Annotated in this window: 14 protein-coding genes; 3 read left to right on the top strand and 11 right to left on the bottom strand. The window is 61.9% G+C overall.

Annotation, left to right across the window (positions count from 1 at the left end):
• Positions 1-20: 20 nt before the first annotated feature.
• A complete protein-coding gene (locus tag PQT43_RS07920; RefSeq protein ID WP_102860610.1) occupies positions 21-488 on the bottom strand; it encodes a ferritin-like domain-containing protein in 468 nt (155 codons plus the stop codon).
• Between the two features lie 229 nt (positions 489-717).
• Here PQT43_RS07920 and PQT43_RS07925 point away from each other — a divergent pair, with 229 nt between their 5' ends.
• On the top strand, positions 718-954 hold the full coding sequence (locus tag PQT43_RS07925; protein WP_025126856.1) for a DUF3820 family protein: 237 nt from the start codon (positions 718-720) through the stop codon (positions 952-954).
• A gap of 13 nt (positions 955-967) precedes the next feature.
• Entirely contained in the window at positions 968-2,158 is a 1,191-nt protein-coding gene (locus PQT43_RS07930) for an aminotransferase class V-fold PLP-dependent enzyme (protein ID WP_267268779.1), read from the top strand.
• Between the two features lie 115 nt (positions 2,159-2,273).
• Here PQT43_RS07930 and PQT43_RS07935 read toward each other — a convergent pair whose 3' ends face one another.
• From PQT43_RS07935 to zwf, 3 genes are read right to left on the bottom strand one after another with little or no spacing between them, the layout of a single operon-like run.
• Complete coding sequence (locus tag PQT43_RS07935; RefSeq protein ID WP_267268780.1) at positions 2,274-2,939, bottom strand: bifunctional 4-hydroxy-2-oxoglutarate aldolase/2-dehydro-3-deoxy-phosphogluconate aldolase; 666 nt, start codon at positions 2,937-2,939, stop codon at positions 2,274-2,276.
• Positions 2,940-2,956: 17 nt separating this feature from the next.
• Positions 2,957-3,670, bottom strand: a complete 714-nt coding sequence (pgl, locus tag PQT43_RS07940) for a 6-phosphogluconolactonase (protein WP_267268781.1) — start codon at positions 3,668-3,670, stop codon at positions 2,957-2,959.
• Positions 3,657-5,126 carry a glucose-6-phosphate dehydrogenase gene (gene zwf, locus PQT43_RS07945; protein WP_102880653.1) on the bottom strand — a complete coding sequence of 490 codons (1,470 nt, stop codon included), beginning with the start codon at positions 5,124-5,126 and terminating at the stop codon, positions 3,657-3,659. Before zwf ends, pgl begins: the two co-directional genes overlap by 14 nt.
• Positions 5,127-5,351: 225 nt before the next feature.
• Between zwf and PQT43_RS07950 the strand changes: the two genes are divergently transcribed.
• Positions 5,352-6,212 carry a MurR/RpiR family transcriptional regulator gene (locus tag PQT43_RS07950; protein ID WP_170001736.1) on the top strand — a complete coding sequence of 287 codons (861 nt, stop codon included), beginning with the start codon at positions 5,352-5,354 and terminating at the stop codon, positions 6,210-6,212.
• Between the two features lie 29 nt (positions 6,213-6,241).
• On the opposite strand, the gene PQT43_RS07955 is transcribed toward PQT43_RS07950, so the two are convergent.
• The 7 genes from PQT43_RS07955 to PQT43_RS07985 form a co-directional block, all read right to left on the bottom strand.
• Positions 6,242-7,096 (bottom strand): D-hexose-6-phosphate mutarotase, encoded by an 855-nt coding sequence (locus tag PQT43_RS07955; protein WP_102880654.1) that lies wholly within the window; start codon positions 7,094-7,096, stop codon positions 6,242-6,244.
• Between the two features lie 130 nt (positions 7,097-7,226).
• Entirely contained in the window at positions 7,227-8,576 is a 1,350-nt protein-coding gene (locus PQT43_RS07960; RefSeq protein WP_110594835.1) for a carbohydrate porin, read from the bottom strand.
• An 88-nt stretch (positions 8,577-8,664) separates the two neighbouring features.
• Positions 8,665-9,825: an ABC transporter ATP-binding protein gene (locus PQT43_RS07965; protein WP_102880656.1), complete on the bottom strand. Its 1,161-nt coding sequence runs from the start codon at positions 9,823-9,825 to the stop codon at positions 8,665-8,667.
• Positions 9,826-9,828: 3 nt separating this feature from the next.
• Entirely contained in the window at positions 9,829-10,674 is an 846-nt protein-coding gene (locus PQT43_RS07970; RefSeq protein ID WP_102880657.1) for a carbohydrate ABC transporter permease, read from the bottom strand.
• The gene (locus tag PQT43_RS07975) at positions 10,667-11,575 is read right to left on the bottom strand and encodes a carbohydrate ABC transporter permease (protein ID WP_102860601.1); all 909 of its coding nucleotides are present in this window, start codon (positions 11,573-11,575) and stop codon (positions 10,667-10,669) included. The genes PQT43_RS07970 and PQT43_RS07975 overlap by 8 nt, the downstream gene beginning before the upstream one ends.
• 122 nt (positions 11,576-11,697) lie before the next feature.
• Positions 11,698-12,990: an ABC transporter substrate-binding protein gene (locus PQT43_RS07980; protein WP_267268783.1), complete on the bottom strand. Its 1,293-nt coding sequence runs from the start codon at positions 12,988-12,990 to the stop codon at positions 11,698-11,700.
• 116 nt (positions 12,991-13,106) lie between these two features.
• Positions 13,107-14,366, bottom strand: a complete 1,260-nt coding sequence (locus PQT43_RS07985; RefSeq protein ID WP_267268784.1) for a D-mannose isomerase — start codon at positions 14,364-14,366, stop codon at positions 13,107-13,109.
• Between the last annotated feature and the right edge of the window lie 223 nt (positions 14,367-14,589).

Raw genomic sequence — 14,589 nt, forward strand, 5'->3', positions numbered from 1 at the left:
TTTTTGACAGGTTTTAACCGTTACGAACGGGCACGGGCCTGGTTGCGCAAGGCTTTGACCTGATCATGATTGCGTTGCACGCCGTGGTACTGGCGCTCTACCACATCACGAATACCCACCAGGTTGTGCTTGCTGATTTTATCCAGCGCCTCCTTGTAGGACTTCAAGGCATGGTCTTCGCCACGCTCGGCCTCGTTGAGCACCGATTCCTCATCCTTGCCGGTCACCAGTGACTTGAGGTCGACCCAACGACGGTGCAGATCGCCACTGACGCTGGTGGAGGTTTCCGGTTCGCCACCCATGGAGCGCACCACGGACTGCAGTTCGGCGGCGGCGGTAGCGCAATCGGTGGAGCGCTTGATGAACAGCGCCTTGAGTTCTGGGTGCTTGATGTCTTCAGCACAGGTCTTGAACCCTTCCTGACCATCCTTGCTGGTCTCGATCAGGCTGTTGAGCACCGAAATTGCTTCTTTATTCAAGTCAGTCATTTTCTGGTTCCTTGCGGGTTGGGAGAGTTGAGTCAACTGCTGAGTTAACTGCTGAATTAACCGTTGCACCCGCCATGCCAGACTTTGAATTTATATTTTTTACTTAATTTTCAATAAGTTATCTTTTAACTGAAAATCTGTATCCGCGTTATTTGCATGATCTGTCATTTGGCCTGCATGCAGAATGCCTGTATTTTCCATGGCGTTCGAATCACACGAAAGTTGCGCCATGACCCCCGAGACACTTGAACTGCTGATCACCCGGGAAATGCCCTTCGGCAAGTACAAGGGCCGCATCCTGGCCGACCTGCCCGGCCCCTACCTGAATTGGTTCGCCCGCGAGGGCTTTCCCAAGGGCGAGCTCGGCGGCCTGCTGGCCCTGATGCAGGAGATCGATCACAACGGCCTGTCCGATCTGCTCGACCCGCTGCGCGCCAAACACGGCAAACCCAAGCCCCGTCACTGAAAAAGAGCCCACCATGCCAAGGACTGCAGCACCCCTTGCCCATGACGAAGACCATTGGCGTGCAATCGCCCGGCAGTTCGACATCGATCCTGGGCCGATCAATCTGGAAAACGGCTATTTCGGGCGCATGACGCACAAGGTGGCCGAGGAGTACCAACACAATATCCAGTGGGTGAACCGCAGTAACTCGGTGCATGTGCGCCAGCGCTTCGAACAGATCGAGGCCCTGCAGATCCGTGGCCAGCTGGCAGCACTGCTGGAGGCCCCGGAGAATGCCGTGGCCCTGACTCGCTGTGCTTCCGACGCCCTGCAATCCTTGATCCGCAACTACAACCGCCTGCAACCCGGCGACCAGGTGCTGCTCAGCAACCTGGAGTACGACACGGTGAAAAGCGCGATGCGCTGGCTGGCCCGTCACCGGGGTGTGGAGGTGATAGAAATCGAGCACCAGCACCCTGCCAGTTTTGACAGCCTGGTCGACACCTATACAAGCGCGTTCGAGCGTTACCCGCGACTCAAGCTGATGCCGCTGACCTATGTCACCCATCGCAGCGGACTGGTCATGCCAGTCCAGGCCATTGCCGCCGCCGCCCGGGAACACCAAGTCGACATCATTCTCGACGGCGCCCACGCCCTGGGCCAGATCGAGTTCGACCTGCCCCAGCTGGGGATCGCCTTCGCTGGTTTCAACCTGCACAAATGGATCGGCGCGCCGCTGAGCCTGGGCTTTATCTATATCCACCCGGAACGCCTGGAGGATATCGACCCGGACATGGGCGAGTTCCACTTCCCGGTCGACGACATCAGGGCCCGAACGCCCTACAGCACACCGAACATCCCGGCGCTGATGACCTTGCCCCTGGTGTTCGAGGAGCATCGAGCCATGGGCGGTTCGGCGGCCAAGGGGGCACGCCTGAACTACCTGCGCGCGACCTGGACCGAAGCCGTGCGCGAGACGCCAGGGATCGAAATCCTGACCCCGAAAGACCCGCGCCTGTGCTGCGCCATCAGCGCCCTGCGCTTTACCCGCCACGCCGACCAGCAAGCCCTGGTGGAGCGCCTGCTGCGCGACTACAACCTGTTCGCCGTAACCCGCACCGGCGCCGGTTTTGGCCCCTGCATCCGCATCACCCCGGGGCTGGTGACGCCTCTGGAGCACATCCAGTGCTTGATCGGGGCCCTTGGCGAATTGGCCAACCAGTGACGCCTCCCTCTCTTCAAGCGAGGGGCGAGGCTTTTTCTCCAGGCAAAAAAAAAACGGTGCACCGACCAAGCGCACCGTAAAGCCGTAGAACACACCAACGAATCAGGTAAAAATTTCAGTCCAGCAGAGACAGGGCCTCGGCCGTGCACTCTTGAATCCGCGCCCAGTCGCCGTTCTTGATCCACTCGGGATCGAGCATCCAGCTACCGCCCACGCACATCACATTCTTCAACGCCATGTAGCTCTTGATATTGGCCGGGCCAACGCCGCCAGTCGGGCAGAATTTCACCTCACCGAACGGACCGCCCAGGGCCTTGATCGCCGCCACGCCACCGCTGACTTCAGCCGGGAACAGCTTGAAGCGACGATAACCCAGGGCATAACCCTCCATGATCCCGGAAGCATTGCTGATCCCCGGCAACAGCGGGATCGGACTGGCGACACTGGCCTGCAACAAGTCACGGGTGATGCCCGGGGTGACGATGAACTGCGAGCCTGCCGCTTCCGCCGCGACGAGCATGTGCGGATCAAGCACAGTGCCGGCACCGGTCACCAGTTCCGGGCGCTGCTCGCGCAGGATCTGGATGGCCTTGAGGCCGAACTGCGAACGCAGGGTCACTTCCAGGGCCGTCAGGCCACCTGCCGCCAGGGCGTCTGCCAGTGGCAGCACATCCTGCTCACGGGCGATGGTGATCACCGGCAGAATCCGCGCCTTGGCACAGAGGCTGTCGATCAGGGCAACTTTGTCCGCCATGGAAACGGTCGGGGGTAGGTTTGTCATAGCGGCTGATCCTTGGCTCATGGGCACCAGTAAATCTCTAACGGGGTTTGCAGGAAGGCGCGAATCGGCATTTCGGCAACAGCGTCACCGGCCAGTGCGGCACTCAGGGTGGTCAGCTTGGACTGACCGGAAATCGACAACAGCTGATGGCGGGCCGAGGCCAGTAAGGCCCGGCTCATGCTCAGGCGCTGATGGGGCACAGTGGGCGCCAGCATTGGCCAGCAGCGACGGCTGCCATCGACCCGAAGCGCCTCGGCCAGGTTCGGGCTGTTGGGGAACAGCGAGGCGGTATGACCGTCATCGCCCATGCCCAGCACCAGCACATCAATTCCCGGCAACTCGGACAACAGACGATCGGCCTGCTGGGCCGCTTCTTCCAGGTTGGCCGCCGCGCTATAGAGGCTGAGGAAGCTGGCCTTGGCCACCGGCCCCTGGAGCAGATAGCGCTTGAGCAGACCGGCATTGCTATCGGCATGTTCCACCGGCACCCAACGCTCGTCCGCCAGGGTGATCAGCACCTTGGACCAATCCAGCTCCTGCTTCACCAGGGCCTGGAAAAACGCCACCGGGCTACGGCCACCGGACACCACCAGAGTCGCGTTGCCGCGGGCGGCAATCGCCTCGCGCAGCAGCTCGGCCACTCTCAGCGCCTGGCCTTCAGCCAACAAGGTAGGACTGCGGAATTCGTGGGCTGCTACCCCCGCCGGCAGTTGCAAATCAGATATCGCCATACCAAGACCTCCCGTCCCGCGTGATCAGTGCAATGGAGCTCATCGGCCCCCAGGACCCGGCCGCATACGGCTTGGGCGCATCGCCGGATTTCTTCCACCCGGCGATCAACTGGTCACACCACTTCCACGCGGCTTCGATTTCATCTTTGCGGACAAACAGGTTCTGATTGCCGCGCATCACTTCCAGCAACAACCGCTCGTAGGCATCGGGAATCCGTGCACTGCGATAGGTATCGGAAAAATTCAGCTGCAACGGACCGCTGCGCAGCTGCATGCCCTTGTCCAGGCCTTGTTCCTTGGTCATCACCCGCAACGAGATGCCTTCATCCGGTTGCAGGCGAATGATCAGCTTGTTGCTGATCTGCAGGCGCTGCTCGGGGGCGAAGATATAGTGCGACGGCTCTTTGAAGTGGATGACGATCTGCGACAGTTTTTGCGGCATGCGCTTGCCGGTACGCAGGTAGAACGGCACCCCGGCCCAACGCCAGTTGCGGATGTCGGCACGCAGGGCAACGAAGGTTTCGGTGTCGCTCTGGGTGTTGGAGTTTTCTTCCTCCAGGTAACCGGGCACCGATTGGCCCTCGCTGTGACCGGCAATGTACTGGCCACGCACCACCTGGGTGGTCAGGCCTTCCGGGCTGATGGGCGCCAGGGCCTTGAGCACCTTGACCTTCTCGTCACGGATGCTGTCGGCAGACAGGTCGGCCGGTGGGTCCATGGCGATCAGGCACAGCAACTGCAGCAAGTGGTTCTGGATCATGTCCCGCAGCTGGCCGGCCTTGTCGAAATAGCCCCAGCGGCCTTCGATGCCAACCTTCTCGGCCACGGTGATTTCCACGTGGGAGATGTAGTTCTGGTTCCACTGGGTTTCGAACAGGCTGTTGGCGAAGCGCAAGGCGATCAGGTTCTGCACCGTCTCCTTGCCCAGGTAATGGTCGATCCGGTAGATGCGATTTTCCGGGAAGAACTGGGCCACCGCGTCGTTGACCTTGCGCGACGATTCCAGGTCCGAACCAATGGGTTTTTCCAGGACCACGCGAGTGTGCTGGTTGAGTCCGACCCGGGACAGGTTCTCGCAAATCGCGCCATACACCGCCGCCGGTGTGGCGAAGTAGGCGATCAAGCGTTGTTCGCCGCCGGCGCGCTCAGCCAGGGCCACATAGTCCTCGGCCTTGAGGAAGTCCACATGCAGGTAGCTCAGGCGAGCGAGAAAAGTCTGCAGGACTTCACTGTCGATGTCCTTGTCGCCGACGTACTTGCGCAGCTCGGTTTCGATATTCGCCAGGTGCTCTTGCTCGCTGCCCGGCTCACGAGCCAGGGCCAGAATCCGCGTGTCTTCATGCAACAGACCGGCGGCATCGAGTTGGTACAAGGCAGGAAACAGCTTACGCAGCGCCAGATCGCCCAGCGCGCCGAACAAGGCAAAGGTGCAGGGTTCAACCGTTATCGAAGGCATGATGTTTGTTCTTTTATCAAGTTAAGCTACAAATACCTTTTTTCAAGGCATCACTCAAGGAAAAATGTAGTAATAAACACAACATTTTTACAAAATACAGATTCCAGGTGGTGGTCGATCCAGGCCATCAGTAGGATAGGCCACCTCTCAACTTCGCATTGCGGGCGCTCTAGCGGCTCTGCTGCTGCGCCTGTCTAGCCGATCTAGGAAACCTGAATGGACCGAGTGCGAAATCTTCTGGAGCAGATCCAGAACCGCCTTGAAGAACTGAACAAGGCGGAACGTAAAGTCGCCGAAGTCATCCTGCTCAACCCACAGCAGGCGACTCGCTTCAGCATCGCTGCGCTGGCCCAGGCCGCTTCGGTCAGCGAACCGACGGTCAATCGCTTCTGCCGCTCGTTCGGTGTCAGCGGCTACCCGGAACTCAAGCTGCAACTGGCCCAGAGCCTGGCCAGCGGCGCCGCCTACGTCAGCCGCGCCGTAGAGGCCGACGACAACCCCGAGGCCTACACACAAAAGATCTTCGGCAGTGCCATCGCCTCCCTGGACAGTGCCTGCCAGGCCCTGGACCCGAACCTGATCAGCAAGGCCGTTGACCTGTTGATTCAGGCTCGGCAGATCCACTTCTTCGGCCTCGGTGCCTCGGCCCCAGTGGCCATGGATGCGCTGCACAAGTTTTTCCGCTTCAACCTGGCAGTGACGGCCCATGCCGATGTACTGATGCAGCGCATGATCGCCTCGGTGGCCCACACCGGCGAATTGTTCGTGATCATTTCCTACACCGGCCGGACCCGCGAACTGGTGGAAGTGGCGCGCATTGCCCGGGAAAACGGCGCTTCGGTGCTGGGACTGACCGCAGAGAACTCGCCGCTGGCCAAGGCCAGTACCTTGAGCCTGAACATCCCTCTGCCCGAAGACACCGACATCTACATGCCGATGACCTCGCGGATCATCCAGCTCACCGTGCTCGACGTGCTGGCCACCGGCATGACCCTGCGCCGTGGCGTGGACTTCCAGCCGCACCTGCGCAAGATCAAGGAAAGCCTCAACGCCAGCCGCTATCCGGTGGGCGACGAGTTCAACTGAGGCTGGCCGGTTCGCCGGCCTGCCGACTCCTACCCCGCTGCCCGCGCCTGCAAGCTCAGGTGCGCCTGCTCCCCGGGCGCCAGGCACAGGCTGTCGGTGCCGCCGGCAGCCGCTTCGACGCAGACAAACCGCGACACCTCATTCCAGCTCACCCCCAGCAAGGGCCGGGTGCCGGGGTGCCAGACCACGGTGTCGGCATCGTCACCGGTATCGATACACAGCTCGCGCTGCCAGGCGTGGTCCTTGAGCTGCAATTCGCCTTCGTGCTGGAACACCCGCTGGCACCCGCCCTCGACCCGCAACTCGCCCTGCTGCTGACAGACCTGGCGGTTCAACTGGTCGTAACCCTGGGCGCCATCAAGCCCGGACAGCGCTACCTCACCGACGTCACCAATACGCCAGTAGGCATGCAAAGCCTGGCTCAACTGACAAGGTTCACTGTCCTGGTGCTCGGTGCTCAGGCGCAGATCCATGCTTTGCCCCAGGTGCGCATGCAAGTCGACCTTCCAGTCGCACAACTGCAATTGCCAGTGCAGGCGCACGCCGTCCTCGTCGCTGCTGCTGTCCAGCAGTTTCCAGTCCAGCAGCCGCGCCCAACCGTGGGACGGCCAGGCATTTTCACTGGGATGGCGACCGTACCAGGGCCAGCACACCGGCACACCACCGCGGATCGCCCCCACTTGCGGCCACTTCGAGGCACACCACAGCCAGGGCTTCTGCCCGGCCGGCTGAAAGTGCAGCAGTTGAGCGCCCTGGCGACTGAACACCGCCTGGCACAGCGGGTGATCGATCACCAGCACATCGCGCATCTGATAGCGCTCCCAGGCGAACACCGGGCGTTCGCGCAGGGATTTGAAAAAGCGTTGTAGCGGATGCTCATGCATGGGCCGCGGTCCTGAAATTCACTGCTGTCTCGATACTCATCAGGGGGACTTGCAATCCCCACAAAAAAAAGCGGACGGCCTGGGCCATCCGCAAAATGCGCACATGGAGGAGGAGCTTATCGCAACAGCTCTAGAATACCGACTGAATTTTCAGACCGGCCACCAACGCGTTATCCACTTCATCCACACCGCCCGGATGGGTGATGTATTGCAGGTTGGGGCGTACGGTCAGCCAGTTGGTGACGTGGAAACCGTAGTTGATCTCGTAGTTGTATTCCGTGTCGCGCAGCGGCATGTACAGCGGGTTGTCGTAGTTGCTGATGCCGTTGTCCTCGTTGATCAGTTGGGCGTTCTTGCGCACATCGTCGTTGACGTGGATCCGCGCAAAACCGATGCCCACGTCATCTTTCGGACGCGCATCGAACGGCCCCTTGTACACGAACATCAGCGACTGGTAGTTGTCGACGACGTTGGTGTCCTTGTCATGGAAGGTGGCGTTGGCGGCGATGTTCAAGCCACGGGAAGCGTCACCGTTGTGGGTGGTGAGTTGCTGTTGAGCAACGAACCAGTAGCCGTGCTTGCTGTTGTGCACGCGATAGGCGTCGCCCGTGTCCGCGGCGTCCTGGCCGTTGGCGTCCTTGCGCACATCATTGGCGTCGGCCGTGCTCTTGTAGTAACCCACGCGGTACTCGCCCGGCAGGCTATTGAGCTTGGGCGACCAGACCAGTTCCACCGGCAATACCGTGCCCTTGGTGCCGCTGCCGCTGAGCTTGAAGCCGTTGCCGTGCTCCAGCTGTGACGGGTTCTGGTTGTAAGCGCCGATCTGCGCATACAGCTCGGGGGTGATGTGGTATTTGACCCGCAGCGCCGCCTGGCTGACCGGCCAGTTGTACCAGATACCGGTGGCCCAGTTGCCCACCTGGGAGCCGCAGAAAGCCAGGTTCTGGAACTCGCAGGGGAAGGTGTTGAAGTCTTCGCCTTCGCCGAAGTAACCGGCCTTGACGTCCAGCTTGCCGTCGAGGAACTGGTGCTGAATCCACAGCTGGGTCAGACGCACCATATGGCCACGACCGTACACCTCCTGGGAAGAACTCAGGGTGCCGGCACGCGGGTCGCCGATGCGATCGTTGGAAATGTTCTGGCCGTTACGGTTGGTCAGCTGAATCTTGGCCTGGGTATTGTCCCAGCCCAGCAGCTTCTGCAGATCCAAGGCCACGCCGAGACCGAACTGATCGCTGTAGCGCCCGGTCTTGTCGTCGTTGTAGCCGCCATGCAGGTTGGCGCCCATTTCACCGACGTAGTCGGCCTTGATGTCGATCCCCTGCTCGATCAGCTTGGTACGCTCACCACCCCAGTCGCCGGTCATCCACTTGGAGTCGGCGCTGAACGCCTCGTCCGCCATGGCATTGGCGGACAGGACCAATGCCGCAGCCGCTGACAACTGGCAAAGCAGCCGGGTATTGCTGTGTTGCTTTTTCATCCCTACATCCTCGTCTTTATTGTTATTAACGATTTATCCAACGCGGTTTACAGCGGGTGCGACGGATGACAGGCCATCCGCCACGGATTCATCGCCCCTTGAACTGCGCCACGTTGCCGCTACGGGGCTCGGACACAGGCGCGCCGGCCGCTCCCAGGCGCTCGCCGCTCTGGGCATCGAACAGCAGCACTCGGGCCGGATCGAACTGCAAGGTCAGGGTTTCTCCTGCCTCGGGCGCCTGATCCGGAGCCAGGCGGCAGCAGACCTTGGTGCCATTGAGGGTGACGAACACCAGGGTGTCGGGACCGGTGGGCTCGACCACCTGGACCTCAGCGCGCAAGGTCGGCAAGCCATTGGCTTCGGTGGCGGCCAGGGCAATCTGCTCCGGACGAATGCCGAGGATCACCTCACGGTCTTCGAGCCCCGCGTCCTGCATGCCCAGAGGCAGCTCGCAACGGGCCTGGCCACTGTCCAGTAGCGCCAGCAGGCGGCCGTCCTTGCGTTGCAGGCGCAGGGGGATGAAGTTCATCGGCGGCGATCCGATAAAACTCGCCACGAACAGGTTGGCCGGGTCGTTGTAGATCTGCTTCGGGGTGCCGAACTGCTGGATGATCCCGTCCTTCATCACCGCGACCTTGTCGCCCAGGGTCATGGCTTCGATCTGGTCGTGGGTGACGTAGACCGTGGTGGTCTTGAGGCGCTGGTGCATCAGTTTCATTTCGGTGCGCATCTCGACCCGCAGCTTGGCGTCGAGGTTGGACAGCGGTTCGTCGAACAGGTAGATCTTCGGCCGCCGCGCCAGCGCCCGGCCCATGGCCACCCGCTGCTGCTGGCCACCGGAGAGCTGGCCCGGCTTGCGGGTCAGCAGGTGCTCGATCTGCAGCAGCTTGGCCACCCGTGCCACTTCCGCGTCGATCTCGGCGCTGGGCATCTTGCGGATCTTCAGGCCGAAGGCGATGTTGTCGCGCACGCTCATGGTCGGGTACAGCGCGTAGGACTGGAACACCATGGCGATGTCTCGGTCCTTGGGGCTCATGCCGCTGATGTCGGCGTCGTCCACCAGGATCGCCCCGCCGCTGATGTTCTCCAGCCCGGCGATGCAGTTCATCAGGGTGGATTTGCCGCAGCCGGACGGGCCGACGAGGATCAGGAACTCACCGTCGTCGATCTTCAGTTCGATGTTCTTCAGGGTGTCCGGCAGGCCGGCACCGTAGGTCTTGTTGACGTTGCGTAACTCGAGAGTGGCCATGCTTTACCCCTTGACTGCGCCGGACGTCAGCCCGCGCAGGAAATACTTGCCGGCGAAGATGTAGACCAGCAGTGTCGGCAGCCCGGCGATCATCGCCGCCGCCATATCAACGTTGTATTCCTTGGCCCCGGTGCTGGTGTTGACCAGGTTGTTCAGGGCCACGGTGATCGGTTGCGCATCGCCGCTGGCAAACACCACGCCGAACAGGAAATCGTTCCAGATCTGGGTGAACTGCCAGATCAGGCAGACCATGATGATCGGCACCGACATCGGCAGCAGGATCTTGCCGAAGATGGTGAAGAACCCGGCGCCATCCAAACGCGCGGCCTTGACCAGGGCATCGGGGATGCTCACGTAGTAGTTGCGGAAAAACAGCGTGGTGAAGGCCAGGCCGTAGACCACGTGCACCAGCACCAGGCCGGTGGTGGTGTTGGCCAGGCCGAACTTGCCGAGGGTGAACGAGGCCGGCAGCAGCACGGTCTGGAATGGCAGGAAGCAGCCGAACAGCAGCAGGCCGAAGAACAGCTGGGAGCCGCGAAAGCGCCACATCGACAGCACGTAGCCGTTCATTGCACCGATGAAGGTGGAGATCAGTACCGCCGGCACGGTGATCTTCACCGAGTTCCAGAAGTAGCCGCCCACAGCGTCCCAGGCCTTGATCCAGCCGATGCCGTCCACCACCTGGGGCCAGCTCAGCAGGTTGCCGGTGCGGATGTCTTCCGGGGTCTTGAAGCTGGTCAGCAGCATCACCACCAAGGGAATCAGATACACCGCCGCCGCCAGCAGCAAGGTGGCGTAGATGGCGATCCGACTGAAGTTCAGGGTCGGCTTGGCGAGGGAGTTAGTCATGGCGCTTGCCTCGCAGTTCGGAGTACAGGTACGGCACCAGGATGGTCAGCACGGCACCGAGCATCAGCATGGCGCTGGCCGAGCCGATGCCCATCTGGCCCCGGCTGAAGGTGAAGGAGTACATGAACATCGCCGGCAGGTCGGAGGAGTAGCCCGGGCCGCCCGCGGTCATCGCCGCCACCAGGTCGAAGCTCTTGATGGCGATGTGGGCGAGGATCATGAAGGCACTGAAGAACACCGGTCGCAGGCTCGGCAGCACGATCCGCAGGTAGATGGTCGGCAGGCTCGCGCCGTCCACCTGGGCGGCGCGGATGATCGACTGGTCAACACCGCGCAGACCGGCGAGGAACATCGCCATGACAAAGCCCGAGGCCTGCCATACGGCGGCGATCACCAGGCAGTAGACCACCCGGTCCTGATCCACCAGCCAGTCCAGGCGAAAGCCTTCCCAGCCCCAGTCGCGGAGCATCTTGTCCAGGCCCAGGCCAGGGTTGAGCAGCCACTTCCAGGCAGTACCGGTGACGATCATCGACAGTGCCATGGGGTACAGGTACACGGTGCGGATGAAGCCTTCCTTGCGGATGCGCTGGTCCAGCAGCACCGCCAGGAACACCCCCAGCACCAGGCTGATGGCAATGAACATGCCGCCGAAGAGCGCGAGGTTCTTGCTCGCCACCCACCAGCGGTCGTTGTCCATCAAGCGCAGGTATTGCTGCAGGCCGACCCACTTGTAGCTCGGCATGAAGCTGGAATTGGTAAAGGACAGAATGAACGTCCAGATGATGTAGCCATAAAACCCCACGAGCACGATCACCATGCTCGGCGCCAGCACCAGCTTGGGTAGCCAGCGCTGCAGTGCGTCCAGGGGTGAGGCCTTGCTGAAAACCGCCACAGAGCTCATCGCAAAAACCCAGTTATTGAAGTGAATCCGGGATGCACGCCGCCGCTGCATGGGCGTAAGCCCTGCAGGGCGGCAACACAGTCACAGGTCAGCCGCCGGCATACCGGCGGCGGGGTCAAGGATTACTGCGCGGCTTTGACCGCCGAGGCCAGTTGCGCACTGGCCTTGGCCGGGTCCGCATCCTTGTCGTTCATGAAGTTGGTGACCACATCGAAGATCGCACCCTGCACCGCCAGGGAAGTGGCCATGTTGTGCGCCATGCTCGGCTGCAGGCCGCCGGTCTTCTCGTCGGCCAGGAAGTCCTTGGCCGCTGCCTGGGCGCAGGAGTCGAAGCCCTCGGCGCTCATGTCGTTGAGCATGTCGGTGCGCACCGGGATCGAGCCCTTGTTGATGCTGAAGACCTTCTGGAAGTCCTTGCCCAGGGCGACCTTGGCCAGGTCCTGCTGAGCGGCGATATCACCTTTGCGATCGGCCTTGAGCTTGAACACCGCCAGGGAGTCGATGTTGTAGGTGAAGGCCTTATCAGTGCCCGGGAACGGCACGCACTGGTAGTCCTTGCCGGCAACTTTCTTCGCCGCCGTCCATTCGCTCTTGGCCCAGTCGCCCATCATCTGCATGCCGGCCTTGCCGCCGATCACGTCGGCAGCCGCAATGTTCCAGTCACGCCCGGCACGGTTGGGGTCCATGTAGCCGGTGATTTTCTTCAGCTCGGTGAAGGCCTTGGTCATTTCTGCACCGGAGAGGGTTTTCTGGTCCAGGTCCACCAGGGCTTTCTTGTAGCCTTCAGGGCCCATGACCGAGAGCACCACGTCTTCAAACACGGTGCTGTCCTGCCACGGCTGGCCACCGTGGGCCAGGGCGATAAAGCCCGCGGCCTTGAGCTTGTCGCCGGCGGCATAGAACTCTTCGAGGGTGGTCGGTGCCTTGTCGATCCCGGCCTTCTTGAACACTTCAGGGTTGATCCACAGCCAGTTGACCCGGTGGATGTTCACCGGCACTGCTACGTAATCACCTTCGTACTTGACGGTATTGGCCACCTTGGACGAGAGCAGGCCGTCCCAGTTTTCCGCCTTGGCCACGTCCTTGAGGGTGTCGGTGCTGAGCAGGCCGGTGCTGCCCCATTCCTGGATATCCGGGCCCTTGATCTGGGCTACGCCCGGCGGGTTGCCGGCCACGGCGCGGCTTTTGAGCACGGTCATCGCAGTGGAACCGCCACCACCGGCCACGGCGCCGTCCTTCCAGGTGAAACCGTCTTTTTCCACTTGGGCCTTGAGCACATCGACAGCAGCTTTTTCACCACCCGAAGTCCACCAGTGGACGACTTCCACGGAACCTTTGGAATCGGCGGCGAGGGCACTCAGGGGAAACAGAGAGGCAAGGGAAATGACAGTGGCGAGGCGAGAAATCGCATTCATTTGAAGTACCTTTCTTGTTGTTATGCATGCAAGTCTGGTGCTTGCGCTGCATACGAGTCTAAACAGCCTAGTCGAACGTTCGGGTAACGAAGCGACGGGAAAATGTCACGACATGGTTACACAAGGCCCGGAACAGACGCTTGGGCCAAAGCCGAGGCCATGCTCGGTGCCAGGGGCAGACGCGGAATCAGCACGGCTTGCCAGGCGTGATAGAGGTCCGGCTTGCCGCCCCAGATCTCGGCAGCCGGGCGGTTGTCGCGGCCCAGTTCGTGATGCCAGCTGCCCTGCTGACGATCGATGAAATGGGCTTCGCAGAACTCCCAGAAACGCCGGTACCAGACCTCGTATTGCTCCTGGCCGGTGCGCTTGAGCAAAGCGCTGGCGGCGGCGCTGGCCTCGGCGTGGGTCCAGTGCAGGCGCTGGCGCACCACTGGCCGGTTGTCCCAGTCCAGGGTGTAGACAATGCCCGGGGCACCGTCCACGTCCCAGCCGTGGCGACAGTTGCTCTGGAACAAGCGTTGCGCATCCAGCGCCAGCCAACCCGGAGTCAACAGGCCGGCCTGGACCCGCGATGCCTCCAGGTGCAACAGCAGGCGCGCCCATTCGAAACCGTGGCCCGGCGTGGTGCCGAAGGGCCGGAAACCGTCGGCGGGAAAGGCCCGGTTGTAGTTCCGCAGGGGCTGCCAGTCAGCGTTGAAATGCTCGATCACCATGAAGTCGTTGGCGGCGGCGTGCTGATGGATCACCCGCTCGACGATGCGCAGGGCGCGGTTGAGCCAGCGCGGGTCCTGGGTGACATCGGCCAGGGCCAGAAAGGCCTCGGTGGCGTGCATGTTGCTGTTAGCGCCGCGATAGGCTTCCGGCTCGCGCCAGTCACGATTGAAGGACTCGAGCATGGCGCCCTCCTCCTCGCTCCAGAAATACCCATCGACGATCCGGATCGCCTCCTCAAGTAGGGCCTGGGCACCCGGCCGCTGCGCCACCACCGCAGAGCTGGCGGCCAGGGTGACAAAGGCATGCAGATAGGCAGCCTTGGTGCTGTTGCCATCGGCCTGACCGGCCACGGCGAACCAGCCGCCGTGCTCGGCATCGCGCAACGGCCCCATGAGCGCGGCGATGCCGTGATCCACCAGCCCGGCATAACCCGGCAGGCCCTGGATGTGCGCCATGGCGAAGCTGTGGGTCATGCGCGCGGTGTTCATGGTTTCGGCCTGGGCACCGGCGGGCAGGCAGCCCCGGGCATCGAGGTTGCCGAAGCCTTCGGCGAGTCGTGAAGCCTTGGCGAAATCAAGCAGGCGCTGGCCTTCGGCGGCGAGCCAGGAATGGTGAGCGGGCGCGTTCAGCCAACTGCGCAGCGGCAGGGGGAGAGAGTCCATGAGTGGCCTGTTGTTGTTTTTATCGAAGGCTTGAGTCTAATCAAGCCGCTCGCAACCGCAGGTAACGAAGGGCCAGCACAATGTCACCAAACCGTGACATTGCGCGGCTCCCCCCGTAGGAGCCGGCTTGCCGGCGAAGAGGCCCTTGAGTCCTGCAGTGCCCTTGGGAACGCCTTCGCTGGCAAGCCAGCCCCTACACAAGTCAGCGTCTGCACAGGCCAAC

The sequence above is a fragment of the Pseudomonas sp. BLCC-B112 genome, assembly GCF_028550695.1.
In the GTDB taxonomy this organism is placed as follows: Bacteria; Pseudomonadota; Gammaproteobacteria; order Pseudomonadales; family Pseudomonadaceae; genus Aquipseudomonas; species Aquipseudomonas danubii.